Source organism: Halorubrum vacuolatum (genome assembly GCF_900188065.1).
Lineage (GTDB): Archaea > Halobacteriota > Halobacteria > Halobacteriales > Haloferacaceae > Halorubrum > Halorubrum vacuolatum.
In genome coordinates, this window is the sequence record NZ_FZNQ01000004.1 from 29624 (window position 1) to 43775 (window position 14152).

Below are 14152 nucleotides of genomic sequence, written 5' to 3' on the forward strand. Positions count from 1 at the left end.
GCTTCGGCCACGATCGCCGTATGACGGCGGGTCGGGATCGACACGAAAGGGACCGATCCCCGACCGATCTACCGTCGTCGATCGAACCCCGTCGCCAGCGACGACTCCGGGACCGAGAGCACGGTCGGCCGCCCGTGCGGGCAGGCGAACGGTCGCTCACACTCCCCGAGCCGATCGAGCAGGGCGTGGAGGTCGTCGGTCTCGAGGCCATCCACGTCTCCCCGCTTCAGCGACGGATGACACGCGAGGTCCGCGAGCAGCGTCTCGCGGGCATCCCGAGGAGCATGGGTCTCCGTCGCCGTGAGCGCGTCGAGGGCGTCCCGAAACGCCGCCTCGTCCGCGACGCGGCCGAACGGGGCCGGAACCGTCCGAAGCCGACGGGTCGACCCGCCGAACGGCTCCGTCTCGAAGCCGAGCGTCGATAACGCCGATTCGAAAGCGGCGACAGCGGCGGCCTCGTCCGCCGACAGCGAGAGCGTCGCCGGCGGATCGAGCGGGACGGTCGGGACCGGCTCGTCGGCGAACGCCCGCTGAAGACGCTCGTAGTTCACCCGCTCGTGGGCGGCGTGGGTATCGATGACGAGGAGATCGTCGTCCGCCTCACAGAGTACGTACAGATCCCGAAAGGTCCCGATCGGCGTCGCCTCCGCGAGGACGGAGGATGCCGAACCGTCCGCCTCCCCGACCGGGGACAACGCCGTGTCGAGGTCGGTCGCCGTCTCCGCTTTCCGGCGAAGATCCGCACCGGTGAGCGCGTCCGCGACGGCCCGCTCAACCGCCTCCGCGATCCGATCGCCGTCGCGAAGCCCGACCTCGCGTTTCGCGGGGTGGACGTTCGGGTCGATCCGGTCGGGTGGAATGTCAACCGAGACGACGGCGATCGGCTGGCGACCGTCCGGGAGGAGTCGACCGTAGCCCGCGCGAACCGCGGCCGCAAGGTCGGGGGCGCGCACCGGGCGCCCGTTCACCGCGAGGCGGATGTGATCCCGCGTCGAACGGCTGATCGAGGGATAGACGAGCACCCCGGAGAGGTCGACCGTGACGGGATCGATGTCGACCGTCGCATCGAACGTCGTCGACTGGCTCGCCGTCTCGCGGTCGTACACCCCGAAGAGCGCGTCAGTTCGACCCGTTCCCGACGTGGAAAGCGTTCGAGATCCGTCGTGAACGAGTCGAAACGCGACGTGGGGGTTCGCCAGCGCGTAGTCCGCGACGAGCCGGGAGATGTGTGCGAACTCGACGCGGGGGGCCGAAAGCGACGCCAGCCGGGCCGGCCGGGAGGCGAACAGATCGGTCACGGTGACCGTCGTCCCACGACCTCGACCGGCATCCGCGGTGGACACCTCGCCGTCGGCAGCCACCGTCACCCGCGTCCCGATCGTGTCGCCGTCGGCGGTACACAGTTCGAGGGTTCCGGCCTCCGCGATCGCCGCGAGCGCCTCCCCCCGGAAGCCGAGCGTCTCGACGCCAACGGGGTCGCCGTCGGGGGCGAGTTTGCTCGTCGCGTGTCGCTCGACGGCGAGCCGGGCGTCGGCGCGGCCCATTCCACACCCGTCGTCGGCGACACGGATCCGATCGGTCCCATCGCCGTCGACGCCGACCTCGATCGATGTCGCGCCCGCATCGAGCGCGTTGTCCAGCAGTTCCCCGACGACACGGGCCGGCCGGGTGATCACCTCGCCGGCGGCGATCCGATCGACCGTCTCGCGATCGAGTCGACGGATCGTGGCGTCCACGTCGTCGTCGAACGAACCGGTTCGCTCCTCGGATCCCGTCGGGTCCTCACGCATCGTCATCGATCCGCTCCTTCGCCGACCCGGCTTTGCAGGTCATACAGCGCGTTCAGCGCCTCGATCGGCGTCATCCGCGCGAGGTCGAGCTCGCGCAGCGTCGATTCGACCTCGGTAGGTCCGTCCTCGCGCTCCTCCGCGAGGAATTCACGGAGCGAGCGATCCGTGGGTTCCGTATCCGGATCCCCCGATCCGGTGGGTGGCTCGTCGCCGTTGGAACCGCGGGGTGTCGAATCGTCGTGCGAGTCGGCATCAACCAGCTCCCGGGAGCGCTCGACGACAGCCGGCGGAACCCCGGCCAACTCCGCGACCTCGACGCCGTAGGACGACGAGGAGGCCCCACGGGCGACCCGATGGAGGAACGTCACGGTGCCGTCCTCGCGGGTCGCCGTGAAATGGAGGTTAAAGACGCGCTCATGGGTCGTTTCGAGGTCGATGAGATCGTGATAATGGGTCGCAAAGAGCGTCGTCGCGCCGAGTTCGTCGTGGATGAACTCCACGGCGGCGCGGGCGATCGCCTTGCCGTCGGTGGTCGCGGTGCCGCGACCGACCTCATCGAGCAGGACGAGCGATCGTTCGTCGGCATCGTGGAGGATCTCCGTCAGCTCACGCATCTCGCGCATGAACGTCGACTGGCCGCCGGCGATGTCGTCCGCGGCGCCGACCCTGGTGAACAGCCGGTCGATTACCGGCAGGCTCGCGGCCTGGGCCGGGACGAACGAGCCGATCTGTGCGAGGACGACGGCGAGCGCGACCGAGCGCATATACGTCGATTTCCCGCTCATGTTCGGCCCGGTGATCACCGCGATCGACCCCCGCGGGAGGTCCGCGTCGTTCGGGACGAACGAGGGCTCGGTCCGTTCGACGACGGGATGTCTTCCGCCTTCGATCCGGATCGGCGCAGCCGGATCGGTGGCGACGGCGGGCCGCACGTAGTCGCGCTCGACGGCGATCGTCGCGAAGGTCCGAAGCACGTCGAGCTCGGCGAGCGCATCCGCGAGGGCCTGAACGCGTTCGGTCTCCGCGGCGACCCGATCGCGAACCTCGACGAACAGCTCGTACTCGAGGGCAGCCGCCCGTTCCGTGGCGGCGAATATCTCCTCCTCGCGGCGTTTCAATTCGGGGGTGACGTACCGCTCGCTGTTTTTAAGCGTCTGCCGCCGGCGATAGTCCTCGGGCACCCGATCGCGGTTGGCGTCGGTCACCTCGATGTAGTAGCCGTGGACCTGGTTGTGTCCGACCGAAAGCGAGTCGATCCCGGTCCGTTCACGCTCCGTCTCCTCCAGCGTCGCGACCCACTCGCGCCCCTCCCGCTCGGTCGCGCGGAGGTCGTCGAGATCGGCGTCGAAGCCGTCGCGGATCACCCCGCCGTCGGTGGTCTCCCGCGGCGGATCGGTCGCGATCGCCTCGTCGATCAGCTCGCCGATCTCGGACAGCGCATCGAGTCGGCCGTGGAGGTCGCGAAGATGGTCGGAGCGGGGTGCGTCGGCGGGTTCGTCGGTCTCACGGTCTCCGTCGCCGCTCCCGCCCGCAAGCAACGACTTCACCTCGGGCACGGCCGTGAGCGTGGCGTGAAGCGACCGGAGATCGCGTGCATCGGCCCGTCCGCGTGAGATCCGGCCGACGAGCCGTTCGAGGTCGTAGGCGGTCGCGAGCGTCTCGGCGATCCCCTCACGAACCAGCGTTCGGTCGGCCAGTTCCGCGACGGCGGCGTGTCGCGATCGGATCGCTTCGGCTTCCACGAGCGGCCGTCGCAGCCATCGTTCCAGTCGACGACGGCCGAGCGCACAGCTCGTCGCATCGAGGGTGTCGAACAGGGTGTCGCCCGCGCCGAGCCCGCGGTTCTCGAACAGCTCCAGGCTCCGTTGGGCGGCGGCATCGAGCCGCAGGTGGTCTCGCGGGTCGTATCGACGGATCCGCGAGACGTACGCGAGGGGGCCGTCGTCGCCCTGCGTGTACTCCGCGTACGCCAACAATGCTCCCGCCGCGCGGATCGCTGCCTCGTGATCGAACCGGCGATCCGGCGCGGCACAGTACGGCCGGAGCCGCTCTCGGGCCGTTTCGGGCTCGAACGCCGTGGGATCGAACCGGTGAGCGTGCCAGCCCCGGTCGGCATCGGCGGGGGTGAAGTCGGGTGCATCGGGGGAGCTGAGGAGTTCGGCGGGCTCGATCCGATCCAACTCGGTGGCGATCGTCTCGCCGTCGCCCGCGGTGACGAGACACTCCCCGGTGGCGACGTCGATCGCCGCAAGGCCGACTGGCGAGCCGTCGACGTCATCAGCCCCATCAGCTTCGTCGCCTCCGCCGGCGACGGCCGCGACGTAGTTCGTCGTGCCCGCCTCGAGCAGGTCCTCCTCGACGATGGTGCCCGGCGTGATCACCTCGGTGATCGCTCGGTCGACGAGCCCCGTCGCTTCGGCGGCGTCCTCGACCTGATCGCCGAGGGCGACCCGGTAGCCCGCATCGAGCAGCGCCTCGAGATACGGTGCCGCGTTGTCGATGGGGATGCCGGCCATCGGATACTCGCCGGTCGAGTCCGACCGTTCGGTGAGCGTTACCTCACAGATCCGTGCGACGACCTCGGCGGCCTCACAGAACGCCTCGTAAAAGTCCCCGACCTGGAAGAGGACGAGTGCGTCCTCGTGGGCCGCACAGAGGTCGGCGTACTGTGCGAGCATCGGCGTGAGTTCCTCGCGGACGGCCGCGATGCCGGGGGGCATCCCGAGCGCCACCTCCGGTTCCGCCGGTGACATACCTCGGATCCGGACAGCCGAAGGTATAAACGGTGCGGAGCGGCCGACGCCTGCTCGGCCGAGCGACCCCGACCGTCGTGAGCCAGCAAGCACTTACCGCTGGCCGAGAGAGGACCCGGTATGTCCCTCACGGACCGTCTCGGAGCGCGGAGTATCGCTGCCGGCGGGGTCGGCGGGGTCGCCGCGTACGTCCTCGGCTACCTCTTCGTTTATATCACCCAGCGTAGCGGGGTCGAGGAGCAGTTGGAGGCGTTCAACGCGATCGCCGACCTCTTCGGCGGCGACCCGATCCCCGCATGGCAGGCGATCGGCTGGCTCTTTTATAACGCCCACTTCGTCGCCACCGAGGTCCCCCAGCCGCTCGGAGGCGTCCGGGTCGAGAACTTCGTCGCGAGCGCGGACGGGTTGAGTTACCTCTACGTCGTTCCGCCGCTCCTGCTCGTGATCGCCGGGGTCGCGACCGCACGGGTTGCGGTCGCAGAGACGCCGACGGACGGGGCCGCCGCCGGCGCGCTCGTCACGGCCGGATACCTCCCCGCGGCGATCGCCGGCGCGTTCCTCTTCCGGTACGCCGTCGGCGATGCGACCGTCACACCCGACCTCGTCACCGCGGTGCTGCTCGCCGGTGCCGCCTATCCGCTCGTGTTCGGCGCGATCGGTGGCGCGGCCGCCAGTCTGCTCGGTGGACGGGAGTGAAGGAACCGGCTACGGTAGATATCGGACGCTTATCAGCCCCGGTTCCGAGCGGATCTCGACGCGGTTCACGCCGAGCCGTGCCGCCCGCGCGAGCGTCGTCTCGCGATCCTCGATCACGTCCGAGACGGCCTCCTCGGTCCGCGCTTCCGGCGGTGTCAGGACGTGGATCTCGCCGATCCCCGCGCGTGGCTCGCGGGCCAACTCGCCGACCGACAGATCGGCGGCCAACTCGCGTTCGTGGACCGTCGGCGGCTCCTCGCTCTCCTCGATCGAAAGTGACCACCGTTCGGCAACCTCGACGGCTCGGTAGGTGACGTTGAGCGGCGGCTCGGGGGCGACCGTTGCTTCGACGGCCTCGTCGACCGCCAACCCAGGGTTCGAATCCAGCGTGTGGATCTGCCCGTCGTGGACGTCCCGCAACACCGCCGAATCGGGCTCGACGTGGGTGACGAGGAACGTGCTTTCCTTTTCGGTCTCGTCGGTCATTGCCGCCGCTACGGCGGCGAGCCTTTTTCAGGTTTCGAGCGGGGACGCGGGAGGAATGGCTGCCTTCCGAGCCTACCGTGTGGGTTCGACCCGATCGACCGGGGCATCACCGACCTCGCCGTTCGGGAGTTCCCCACCCCCGCCGCCCGATGCGGCACCGACGGTAAAGTCGTCGAGCAGGGAACGGAGGTCGTCGGACCGCTCGGAGAGCTCGCGGGCGCTCGCCGTGACCGTCGAGACGGTCGCGGTCTGTTCCTCGGTGGCCGCCGCGACCGTCTCGGCCTCGGCGGCCGTCTCCTCGCTGATGGCGGCGACCTCGTCGACCATCGCGACGACGTCTTGGGTGGTGTGTGCCTGCCCGTCCGTCGCGTCGCTTATCTCTTGGATCGTGGTGTTGACCGTCTCAACGGACTCGACGATGTCCTCGAACTCGGTGAGCGCCGTCCCGATCGTGTCGATGCTCTCGGCCACCGTCGCCTCCATCGCCTCGACATCGTCCCGCGTCCGCTCGGAGGCCTCCTGAACGGCCTCGATGCGGGCGGAGATGCGTCCGGCGGACGCTTTGGTCTCCTCGGCGAGGCCTTTCACCTCGTCGGCGACGACGGCGAAGCCCTCGCCGCTCCGGCCCGCGCGGGCGGCCTCGACGGAGGCGTTGAGCGCGAGTAGGTTCGTCTCCTCGGCAAGTCCATCGATGAAGGAGACGACCGTGTCGATCTCGGCGACCTCCTCGGCGAGGGCGTCGACCGCCGTGGCCGTCTGTTCGATCCGGGCCTCGAACTCGTCAAGTTCGGCGAGCGCCTCCTCGGCGGCCGCCGCGCCGATACGACCCCGTTCCGCGGTCCGTTCGGCCATGTCCGCCGCGCTCTCGCCCGAGGCGGCGATCTCCTCGACGGTCGCCGAGAGCGTGTTCATCTCGGCGACGACCGCCTGCAGGTCCTCGGTCTGTCGGGCCGCGCCGTCGGAGATCTCCTGAACCGAGCGGGCGACCTCGTCGCTGGCGTCGTCGACCTCGGTCATGCCCGTCCGGAGCTGCGTGCTCGCGTCGTCGACCACCCGAGCGAACCCCTTGACGTCGGCGATGGTTCCGTCGAGGGTTCGAACGAGGTCGTTGTAGTTCTCGGCGAGGTCGCGGTACCGTTCGTCCGCGATCGCCCCCTCGCCGGCGTCGATCGTCGCCGTGAGATCGCCGTTACGGGCACGGTCGGCGGCCTCGGAGAACGTGTCGACGAGCGCTTCGAGCTGCGTGGAGCGGCTTTCGAGCTCCCGCGTGTAGGCCTCCAGGCTCTCGGCCATCCGGTCGAGCGACCGCCCGAACTCCCCGGGAACCGTCTCCGCAAGCGCCGGGTCGTCGAACTCCTGGCGTGCCAGCGCGTCGGCCTGCGCGGCGACGGTTTGTAGGGACCCCTGCATCTCGGCGAAGGCGTTCGTGAGGCTGCCCACCTCGTCCGGCTGGTCGCTGGGCTCGACGGTGACGTCGAGGTCCCCGGCGGCGATCCGATCCGTGCTCGATTCGAGCGCGAGCAGCGGGCCGGTGAGGTCCCGCCTGACGATAAGCAGGGTGTTCACGAACGCGACCACCGCGGCCACGAACAGTACCGCAGCCAGCGTGTAAAAAAGCGGCCCGTGGGACAACAGGACGGCCAGCGCGAAGATGGTCACCGTCACCGCGAACTGGATCCCCACGGCGGCGCCCACCTTCCGTTCGACCGATTCGGTCACGCCGAGGAGGTCCATCGAACCCCACAGCAGGGACTGATAGCGTCGCTGGAGGCCCGTGGACACCGATTTCGTCCCGCTCATTTATATGCCCTCCATGATCTAACGGCGAGGGGTATGCTACTTAAAACCGCCACAAAGCGGTGATAAAAGATCCGTGACAGGACGGCAGCGGGCAACCGGCCGGCTCACTCGGACCGGGTCGGACGGCCCGTTTCCGGGTTCGCCGTCGCTGAATCCCCGTCCGCCGCGACGTTCGGATCGTTCCCCTCCGTTTCCATGTTCACGGTCCGTGAGTCGTCGTCCACCCCTACCTCGGGCTCCGCGGCCGGCCGATCGACGGAGGACCCAGCATCCGAACCGACAGCATCCGAGTCAGTTGCGTCCGGACGCCGGAGTCGTCGATGTGCGACGAAGACGAGCGTTCCCGCGAGTACCGGCGGAACGAGTCCGGCGAGCGGCGGGAGCGCATACAGCGCGTTGACGATCACGGAGCCCGAGGGATCACGGAGATCCGCCGGTGCCGAGATCACCATGCCGACGTACAGCGAGACGAGGAAGACGAAGCCGGTGTACGCGAGGACTCGGTCGTAGTTGTCCGCGACGGGGTCGTCCCGGCGGTGTCGCCGCGCGACGAAGAGCATGGGGGCGATGAGCGGAGCCACCGCGGCGAAGCCGGCGATGACGTACAGCGAGCGCGAAAACAGGAAGAGCCCGCTGTCCATCTCGGCGGTCTCGCCCATCCAGACGACGAGCGCGAGCGTCACCACGAGGGAGATCAACGCCGCCGCCAACGCGCCGACGACGCCGTACACCCGCATCGTCCACGAGTCGGTGTGGCGGATCGCATAGGGGATCGCCCCGAAGACCCCGCGATAGCTGTCGGCCATTGGCGCGTATAGGGGCGAGACGTGATTAAATCCCGCGACATCCGGCTGTGACACGCTGAGAGAGAGGGCGAGGACAAGTCGACACGCGCAAGAAGCCTTTTCAATCTCGACCGCACAGCCGAACTATGACCCGTGCCGTCACTCCTACCGCCGAGGAAGCCCTCCACACGACACTTGAGATGTCCTTCGAGGATGCCGTTCCGTTCGTCCAGATAGAACACGAACTCGCGGACTTCGAGACGGTGAAAGTGACTCGGTTGGACGCGATGATCGAGGGAATGCTCGGCGAGGACGACATCGAGCGGACCGCGCTGATCGTCGTCTGCCACCCGGAGGTCGCTCGCGATGCGATCGCCATCGATCAGACGCTCGCGGGATTGCTTCCCTGTACGACCGTCGTGTATGAAACCGAGAGCGACGACGTCGTCCACGTCCATCACGTCTCCGCGACGAAGGCGATCCGTGATCTCGGCTGTACACCGGGTGACTGTGGAGAGGAGATCGACGCCCTGATCGAACTCACCGGCGAGCGTATGCGGGTCGTCTGGGAAAACATCGAGAAACACGGCGCGGTGGCCGCGGACGACTGAGGAACGAACCAGCTAACCGGTCAGTTTCCGTGTCCGTGACCGTGGCCGTGGTCGCTCTCGATGGCGCCCGGACCGAACTCGTCGACCGGCATCACGCTGTAATCGACCGTGAGCGTGTCCTTCGTGGCGCGAACCTTCCCGACGAACGTCGAGATATCCGCCAAGCTTCCCTCGAGGACGAACAGCTCCATGCAGTAGTGCGGGCCGACGTGGCTGTGGAAGTTCGAGGCGACGAGCCGCTCGTGTTCGTGGCGCAGATGCATCATCCGTTCCTCCACGCTCGTCGTCTCGTAGTTGAAGAGGACGGTGACGATGGCCATCAGGTCACGGTCCTCCAACTTGGCGTCCTCGAACTCCCCCAGCAGGTTCCGGGAGGCCTCGCGGACGACCTCGCTGCGGCCCGTATAACCGTGTTCGTCCGCAAACTCGTCGATCCTGTTCAACAGCTCCTCCGGCATCGAGACGCTCACTACGGCCATATGTTAACGTAATCGGACGAACTTATTAATCTTTGAGATCCGGATCGGCGGACGGGTGTGCGGCACTGTCGAGTCCCTCCTCTCCGCGAGCGACGCAGTCGGAGAGCCACGCGTGGTGATCACGAAGTGCCCGTTCGCCCCCGTCGGTGAGTCGATACACGTCGGCGATCCCCTCGGTCCGGCGCTCGAGGTGGCCGGCATCGACGAGCGCGGAGAGCGTCCCGTAGAACGAGCCGGGATCGATCCGTTCGTCGTAGTGCGATTCGAGCCGGTTTTTAAGCGACTGGGCTCGCATCTCGCCGGCCGCATACAACAGCGCACAGAGGTCACGCCGTCTCCCGCTGTGAAACCACTTCGTCATAAGCGGGCGTTCTCGGCCGTCGGGGACGTAGATTTCGATCGACGGAGTCGGCCCCCCGATCCGGTCTCACCGACGCAACAGTTCGTACGCCTCGGTAACCCGTTTGAACGCCTCCTCGTCGCCGTCCTCGCGGTCGGGATGGACCCGTTTGACCCGCTGTCGGTACGCGGAGCGCACCGCGTCGCCGTCGGCGGACGGCTCGAGCCCGAGCGCCGCATAAGCCTCCCGCTCGGTCATGGTGTTGACGCGAGGAGCCCGCTCCCGGGGGTCGCCGGTCGAACCGTTCCAACCGCCGCCCGCGCTGGCACCCGCGGTACGGCCGGTCTCCGTGCGACCAGCCCCGGATCCGGCGGTCGTCCCGGCGGTCCGATAGGCCTCACGACGGTTGCTCGCGGCCCGCGCCCGCTGTCGGGCGCGTTCCCGCTCCGTCGGCCCCGCGGTCGCGGCCTCCCGTCGAGCCTTGGCGTGGAGGCGCCCGCTCGCGTGGTACCAGAGGAAGTACGTGACCGCGCCGAACGGGACGGCGATCGCGAGCAGCAGCGGGTTGACGACGATCCCGGCGACGACTAAGAGGGAGGTCAAGCCGACGAAGGCCGCCGCCATGCCGACGAGGATCGTGCGGTTGCTCACATCCCGGATCAGGCCGCCAGGATTGTAAGGTTCTCGGGCGTCATCGACGGCGGTCGACACCGCGAGTCGGGGAATCGGCAGCTCAGGGGGTCCCAAGTCCACGCCGGCGGAGCTCCGCACGGATCGCCGTCCGTTTGACGAGCGCGAAGCCGACACAGATACAGAGGAATCCGACGACCGTCGTCGCCGTGAGCCCCTCCGAGAGGAAGATCCATCCGGAGAGCGCGGCGAAGATCGGCGCGACGTACGAGACCAGATTGATCTCGATCGGGCCGAGCCGGTCGAGGAGGTCGAAGTAGATGAGAAACCCGAGCGCGCTCGCGGCGAGCGCGAGGTAGGCCAACGCGAGGACGGCCTCCGTCGTCCAGACGATATCGGCCATCGACTCGCCGAGTCCGACCGCGACGACGTGCATGATGAGCGCCCCGAGAAGCATCGACCACGCCTCCATCGTCTCGATGGGCAGTTCCGCCTCGACGGTCCTCGTGAGCACCGATCCGAGCGCGAACGCCGCCGCTGCACCGAAGACGAGCAGCTTCGCGACGGTTCCGTCCCCCGTCAGGTTGCCGGGGTCCGGGGCGGCGAGAATGACTGCGCCGAGCAGGCCGACGAGGAGGCCGACGATCCCGAGCGCGGTTAGCCGCTCGCCGGGAAGCAGCAGACGCGCGAAGACGGTCGTCAACACCGGCGAGAGGCTGACGATGACCGCCGCGATGGCGCTCGTCACCGCCGGGTCGGACTCCCCGATGAACAGGAGTGCGTGATAGGCCGCGATGATCAGGGTCGCCCCGATGACGACGACCGTCCACTGCCCGCGGCCGCGTGGGATCGGGTCATCGACGACGGACGCGGCGTACGCGAGCATGACGACGGCGGCGATGTCGTACCGGAGCGCGGCGAACAGCACCGGCGGGAAGTAGGCGAGCCCGGCGTTGATCGCCATGAACGCCGATCCCCAGACGGCGGCGAGGACGAGAAACAGCGCGAGGTTTCGGTACCGGGTCACGCCCACGCTCCGTCGTCCGGGGAGCAAAAGCTTCCGAAAGCGGTCGGGGACGCCGGGTGTCGGGGCAGAACGAGACGGTCACCGGGTCTTGACAGGAACCCCGCCGGATCCTGACGGGAACCTCAGCGGATCCGGTAGCGATCGCCCTCGCGGGCGACGACGCCGACGTCGGCCAGTCGGGCGAGCGCGTCGAGGACCGCGTCCTCTGGAGCGCCGACGTCCTCGGCGACCGCATCCGGCGTCCCGTCGGTCTCGACGAGTGCGGCGAGGGTGGCGGCGAAAAAACGGCTGTCCGCCTCGGTGCCGAGCCGCTCATCGAGGGCCGCGAGCGTGTCCTCGACCCGGCCGTGCACCCAGCGCTGGGCCAACGACAGCTCGCGGTCGAGTTCCTGGAGGCGACCGTACTCGGTCGCGAGGTCGGCGAGATCGTTCGAGGAGTCGCCGACGGACGGCAGCTCCATCGAGAGATGCGGGCAGCGACCGGACATATCGAGGCTGCGCTTCGCCGGATAGGCGCTTTTCGCGCCGAAGCCGTACGGCGAGACGCTCACCTCCAGACGGAGGCTGCGGGAGATGTGGAAGTACTTCCGGCGCTGGTCGTCGGTCGTCGATTCGATCAACCCGGCGTTCTCCAGCTTCCGTAGGTGATCGATGACGGCCTTCGGGCTCACCCCGAGATACTCGGAGATCTCCGTCACGTAACAGGGTTTGTGGGCGAGAAGCCGGAGGATGCGCCGGCGGTTCTCGTTGCCGAGGAGATCGAGCAGTACCGCGGAGTCCATTAACGTGGGGTAAGTCTTTGCGACATAAAACGTTGCCTTCACCGCGACGATGCTGTCGGCGCGATGACCCGTCGCCCCGCGGTTTCGGTTGACGAGGGCAGACACGGCAGGGGGGATTTATAAACGAAGGAGCGATCATACGTGGGTAATATATAAACGGCGAGGGCAGGGACGGGCGGGGAGTCGGGGGAGTTGCGCGTGGGGGCTGTCCCCCGTCGGCCCCGGGCCGTCGTAGCCTCGGCCCTCCCCAGCCTCGTTGCGACGGGCCGCCGGAGCACTCGGCGGCCCGTCGCAACTCCCTCGCGCGTCTCTCCTCGCGCCTTTAAAAAGGCGCTCGGAGGCGCGCGCCGACCGGGAGGGGTCGGTGGACCATCGACCGGCGAGGTTCGTCCGAAGCGGAAGTCTCGTTAGGTCGGGCGGAGGAGACCGGGTATGGATGCGGCGCTCATCGTGCTGGACGGCTGGGGGCTCGGCGATCACGACCGACGGGACGCGGTACGGGGGGCCGACACGCCCACGTTCGATGGGGTCGCCGAACGGGGCGCATACGGCGAACTCGTGGTTCACGGCCGGCGCGTCGGGCTGCCGGACGGACAGATGGGCAACTCGGAGGTGGGCCACCTCAACATCGGCGCCGGGCGCGTCGTGAAACAGTCCTACACGCGGATCGTCGACGCGCTTGCGGACGGCTCCTTCGCCGAGAACGAGGCGCTCGCCTCGGCGTTCGAGCACGCCGCGGCGACCGGCGGCCGCGTCCACTTCATGGGGCTGGTCTCGGACGGCGGGGTCCACTCCGACATCGCCCACCTCAAGGCGCTCATCGACGCCGCCGCGACGGCGGACGTGCCCGCGACGACCCACGCGTTCACCGACGGCCGCGACACCGCCCCGAAGATCGCCGACGGCTTCCTCGAGGAGATCGAGGCACACGCGGCTCAGCGGGGCACCGGCGAGGTCGCCACCGTGATGGGCCGATACATCGCGATGGACCGTGACGAGAACTGGGACCGTACGAAGCGGGCCGTTGACGCCATCGTCGAGCGCGAGACACCACACGAGGCGGCCTCGGCGGTCGAGGCGGCCCGGGAGGCACACGCCCGCGGCGAGACGGACGAGTTCATCGAGCCGACGCGGATCACGGGCGGTCGCGCGCTCGAAGACGGCGATGCGGTCGTCTTCTTCAACTTCAGGGCCGACCGGGCGCGCCAGCTCGTCCGAATGTTGACCGACACGGATCCGACATGGGGGGTCGCCGTCGACGCACCCGATATCGAGCTGGTGACGATGACCGAATACGACGAGACCTACACGTTCCCGGTCGCGTTCCCGCCGACGATCCCCGAGGACACGATCGGGGAGGTCGTCTCCGAGGCGGGGCTGACGCAACTGCGGATCGCGGAGTCCGAAAAGTATCCGCACGTCACCTACTTCCTCAACGGCGGTCGCGAGGTGAAGTTCCCCGGCGAGAAACGCGAGATAATCAAAAGTCCCGGCGTGCCGACGTACGATCTGCAGCCGGAGATGTCGGCGCCGGAACTCACCGACGCGGCGATCCGGATCATCGAGGGGGAAGATCCCTCGCTCGTCGTGTTAAATTACGCGAACCCCGATATGGTCGGACACACCGGCGACTACGAGGCGGCCATCGAGGCCGTCGAGGCAGTCGACACGCAGCTCGGCCGGCTGCTCGAAGCCGTCGCCGAGGCGGGCGGCGAGGCGGTCGTCACCGCCGATCACGGCAACGCGGACGACATGGGCACGCCCGAGGATCCACACACCGCCCACTCGTTCAATCCGGTCCCGTTTATCAGCCTGACGCCAGCCGGTGACGACGGCGGCCGGTCGATCCGCGAGGACGGCTCGCTGTGTGACGTCGCGCCGACGGTCCTCAAGCTGATGGGGATCGAACAGCCGGCGGCGATGACCGGCGAGAGCCTGATAGAGTATTCGAGTGACGAGTGAACTGTACCCCG

At 68.3% G+C, this 14152-nt stretch carries 12 protein-coding genes and 1 pseudogene; 3 read left to right on the plus strand and 10 right to left on the minus strand.

All coding sequences use genetic code 11. From position 1 onward, the window contains the following. Positions 1–68: 68 nt before the first annotated feature. Positions 69–1796: a DNA mismatch repair endonuclease MutL gene (gene mutL / locus CHB65_RS05620; protein WP_089384086.1), complete on the minus strand. Its 1728-nt coding sequence runs from the start codon at positions 1794–1796 to the stop codon at positions 69–71. Beyond that, positions 1793–4543, minus strand: coding sequence for a DNA mismatch repair protein MutS (gene mutS / locus CHB65_RS05625; protein ID WP_089384087.1), 2751 nt, complete (start codon positions 4541–4543; stop codon positions 1793–1795). The genes mutL and mutS overlap by 4 nt, the downstream gene beginning before the upstream one ends. Before the next feature lie 120 nt (positions 4544–4663). Here mutS and CHB65_RS05630 point away from each other — a divergent pair, with 120 nt between their 5' ends. Continuing rightward, complete coding sequence (locus tag CHB65_RS05630) at positions 4664–5239, plus strand: transporter (RefSeq protein ID WP_089384088.1); 576 nt, start codon at positions 4664–4666, stop codon at positions 5237–5239. A 9-nt stretch (positions 5240–5248) separates the two neighbouring features. Here CHB65_RS05630 and CHB65_RS05635 read toward each other — a convergent pair whose 3' ends face one another. The 3 genes and pseudogenes from CHB65_RS05635 to CHB65_RS05645 form a co-directional block, all read right to left on the minus strand. Further along, positions 5249–5725 carry a DUF5812 family protein gene (locus CHB65_RS05635; RefSeq protein ID WP_089384089.1) on the minus strand — a complete coding sequence of 159 codons (477 nt, stop codon included), beginning with the start codon at positions 5723–5725 and terminating at the stop codon, positions 5249–5251. Between the two features lie 72 nt (positions 5726–5797). After that, entirely contained in the window at positions 5798–7459 is a 1662-nt protein-coding gene (locus CHB65_RS05640) for a methyl-accepting chemotaxis protein (RefSeq protein WP_089384090.1), read from the minus strand. Between the two features lie 350 nt (positions 7460–7809). Next, positions 7810–8331, minus strand: a pseudogene (locus CHB65_RS05645) (hypothetical protein); the annotation flags it as partial. Between the two features lie 125 nt (positions 8332–8456). On the opposite strand from CHB65_RS05645, the gene CHB65_RS05650 reads away from it, so the two are divergent. After that, positions 8457–8921 carry a DUF302 domain-containing protein gene (locus CHB65_RS05650; RefSeq protein ID WP_089384091.1) on the plus strand — a complete coding sequence of 155 codons (465 nt, stop codon included), beginning with the start codon at positions 8457–8459 and terminating at the stop codon, positions 8919–8921. A gap of 20 nt (positions 8922–8941) precedes the next feature. On the opposite strand, the gene CHB65_RS05655 is transcribed toward CHB65_RS05650, so the two are convergent. From CHB65_RS05655 to CHB65_RS05675, 5 genes are all read right to left on the minus strand, one after another. After that, entirely contained in the window at positions 8942–9400 is a 459-nt protein-coding gene (locus tag CHB65_RS05655) for a CopG family ribbon-helix-helix protein (RefSeq protein ID WP_089384092.1), read from the minus strand. Positions 9401–9425: 25 nt separating this feature from the next. After that, a complete protein-coding gene (locus CHB65_RS05660) occupies positions 9426–9761 on the minus strand; it encodes a PadR family transcriptional regulator (protein ID WP_089384093.1) in 336 nt (111 codons plus the stop codon). 66 nt (positions 9762–9827) lie between these two features. Then, positions 9828–10391 (minus strand): J domain-containing protein, encoded by a 564-nt coding sequence (locus CHB65_RS05665; protein WP_089384094.1) that lies wholly within the window; start codon positions 10389–10391, stop codon positions 9828–9830. Between the two features lie 82 nt (positions 10392–10473). Beyond that, positions 10474–11397: a DMT family transporter gene (locus tag CHB65_RS05670; protein WP_089384095.1), complete on the minus strand. Its 924-nt coding sequence runs from the start codon at positions 11395–11397 to the stop codon at positions 10474–10476. A gap of 122 nt (positions 11398–11519) precedes the next feature. Then, positions 11520–12179, minus strand: a complete 660-nt coding sequence (locus CHB65_RS05675; RefSeq protein WP_089384096.1) for an ArsR/SmtB family transcription factor — start codon at positions 12177–12179, stop codon at positions 11520–11522. A gap of 432 nt (positions 12180–12611) precedes the next feature. Here CHB65_RS05675 and gpmI point away from each other — a divergent pair, with 432 nt between their 5' ends. After that, positions 12612–14141 (plus strand): 2,3-bisphosphoglycerate-independent phosphoglycerate mutase, encoded by a 1530-nt coding sequence (gpmI, locus tag CHB65_RS05680; protein WP_089384097.1) that lies wholly within the window; start codon positions 12612–12614, stop codon positions 14139–14141. Positions 14142–14152: the final 11 nt, after the last annotated feature.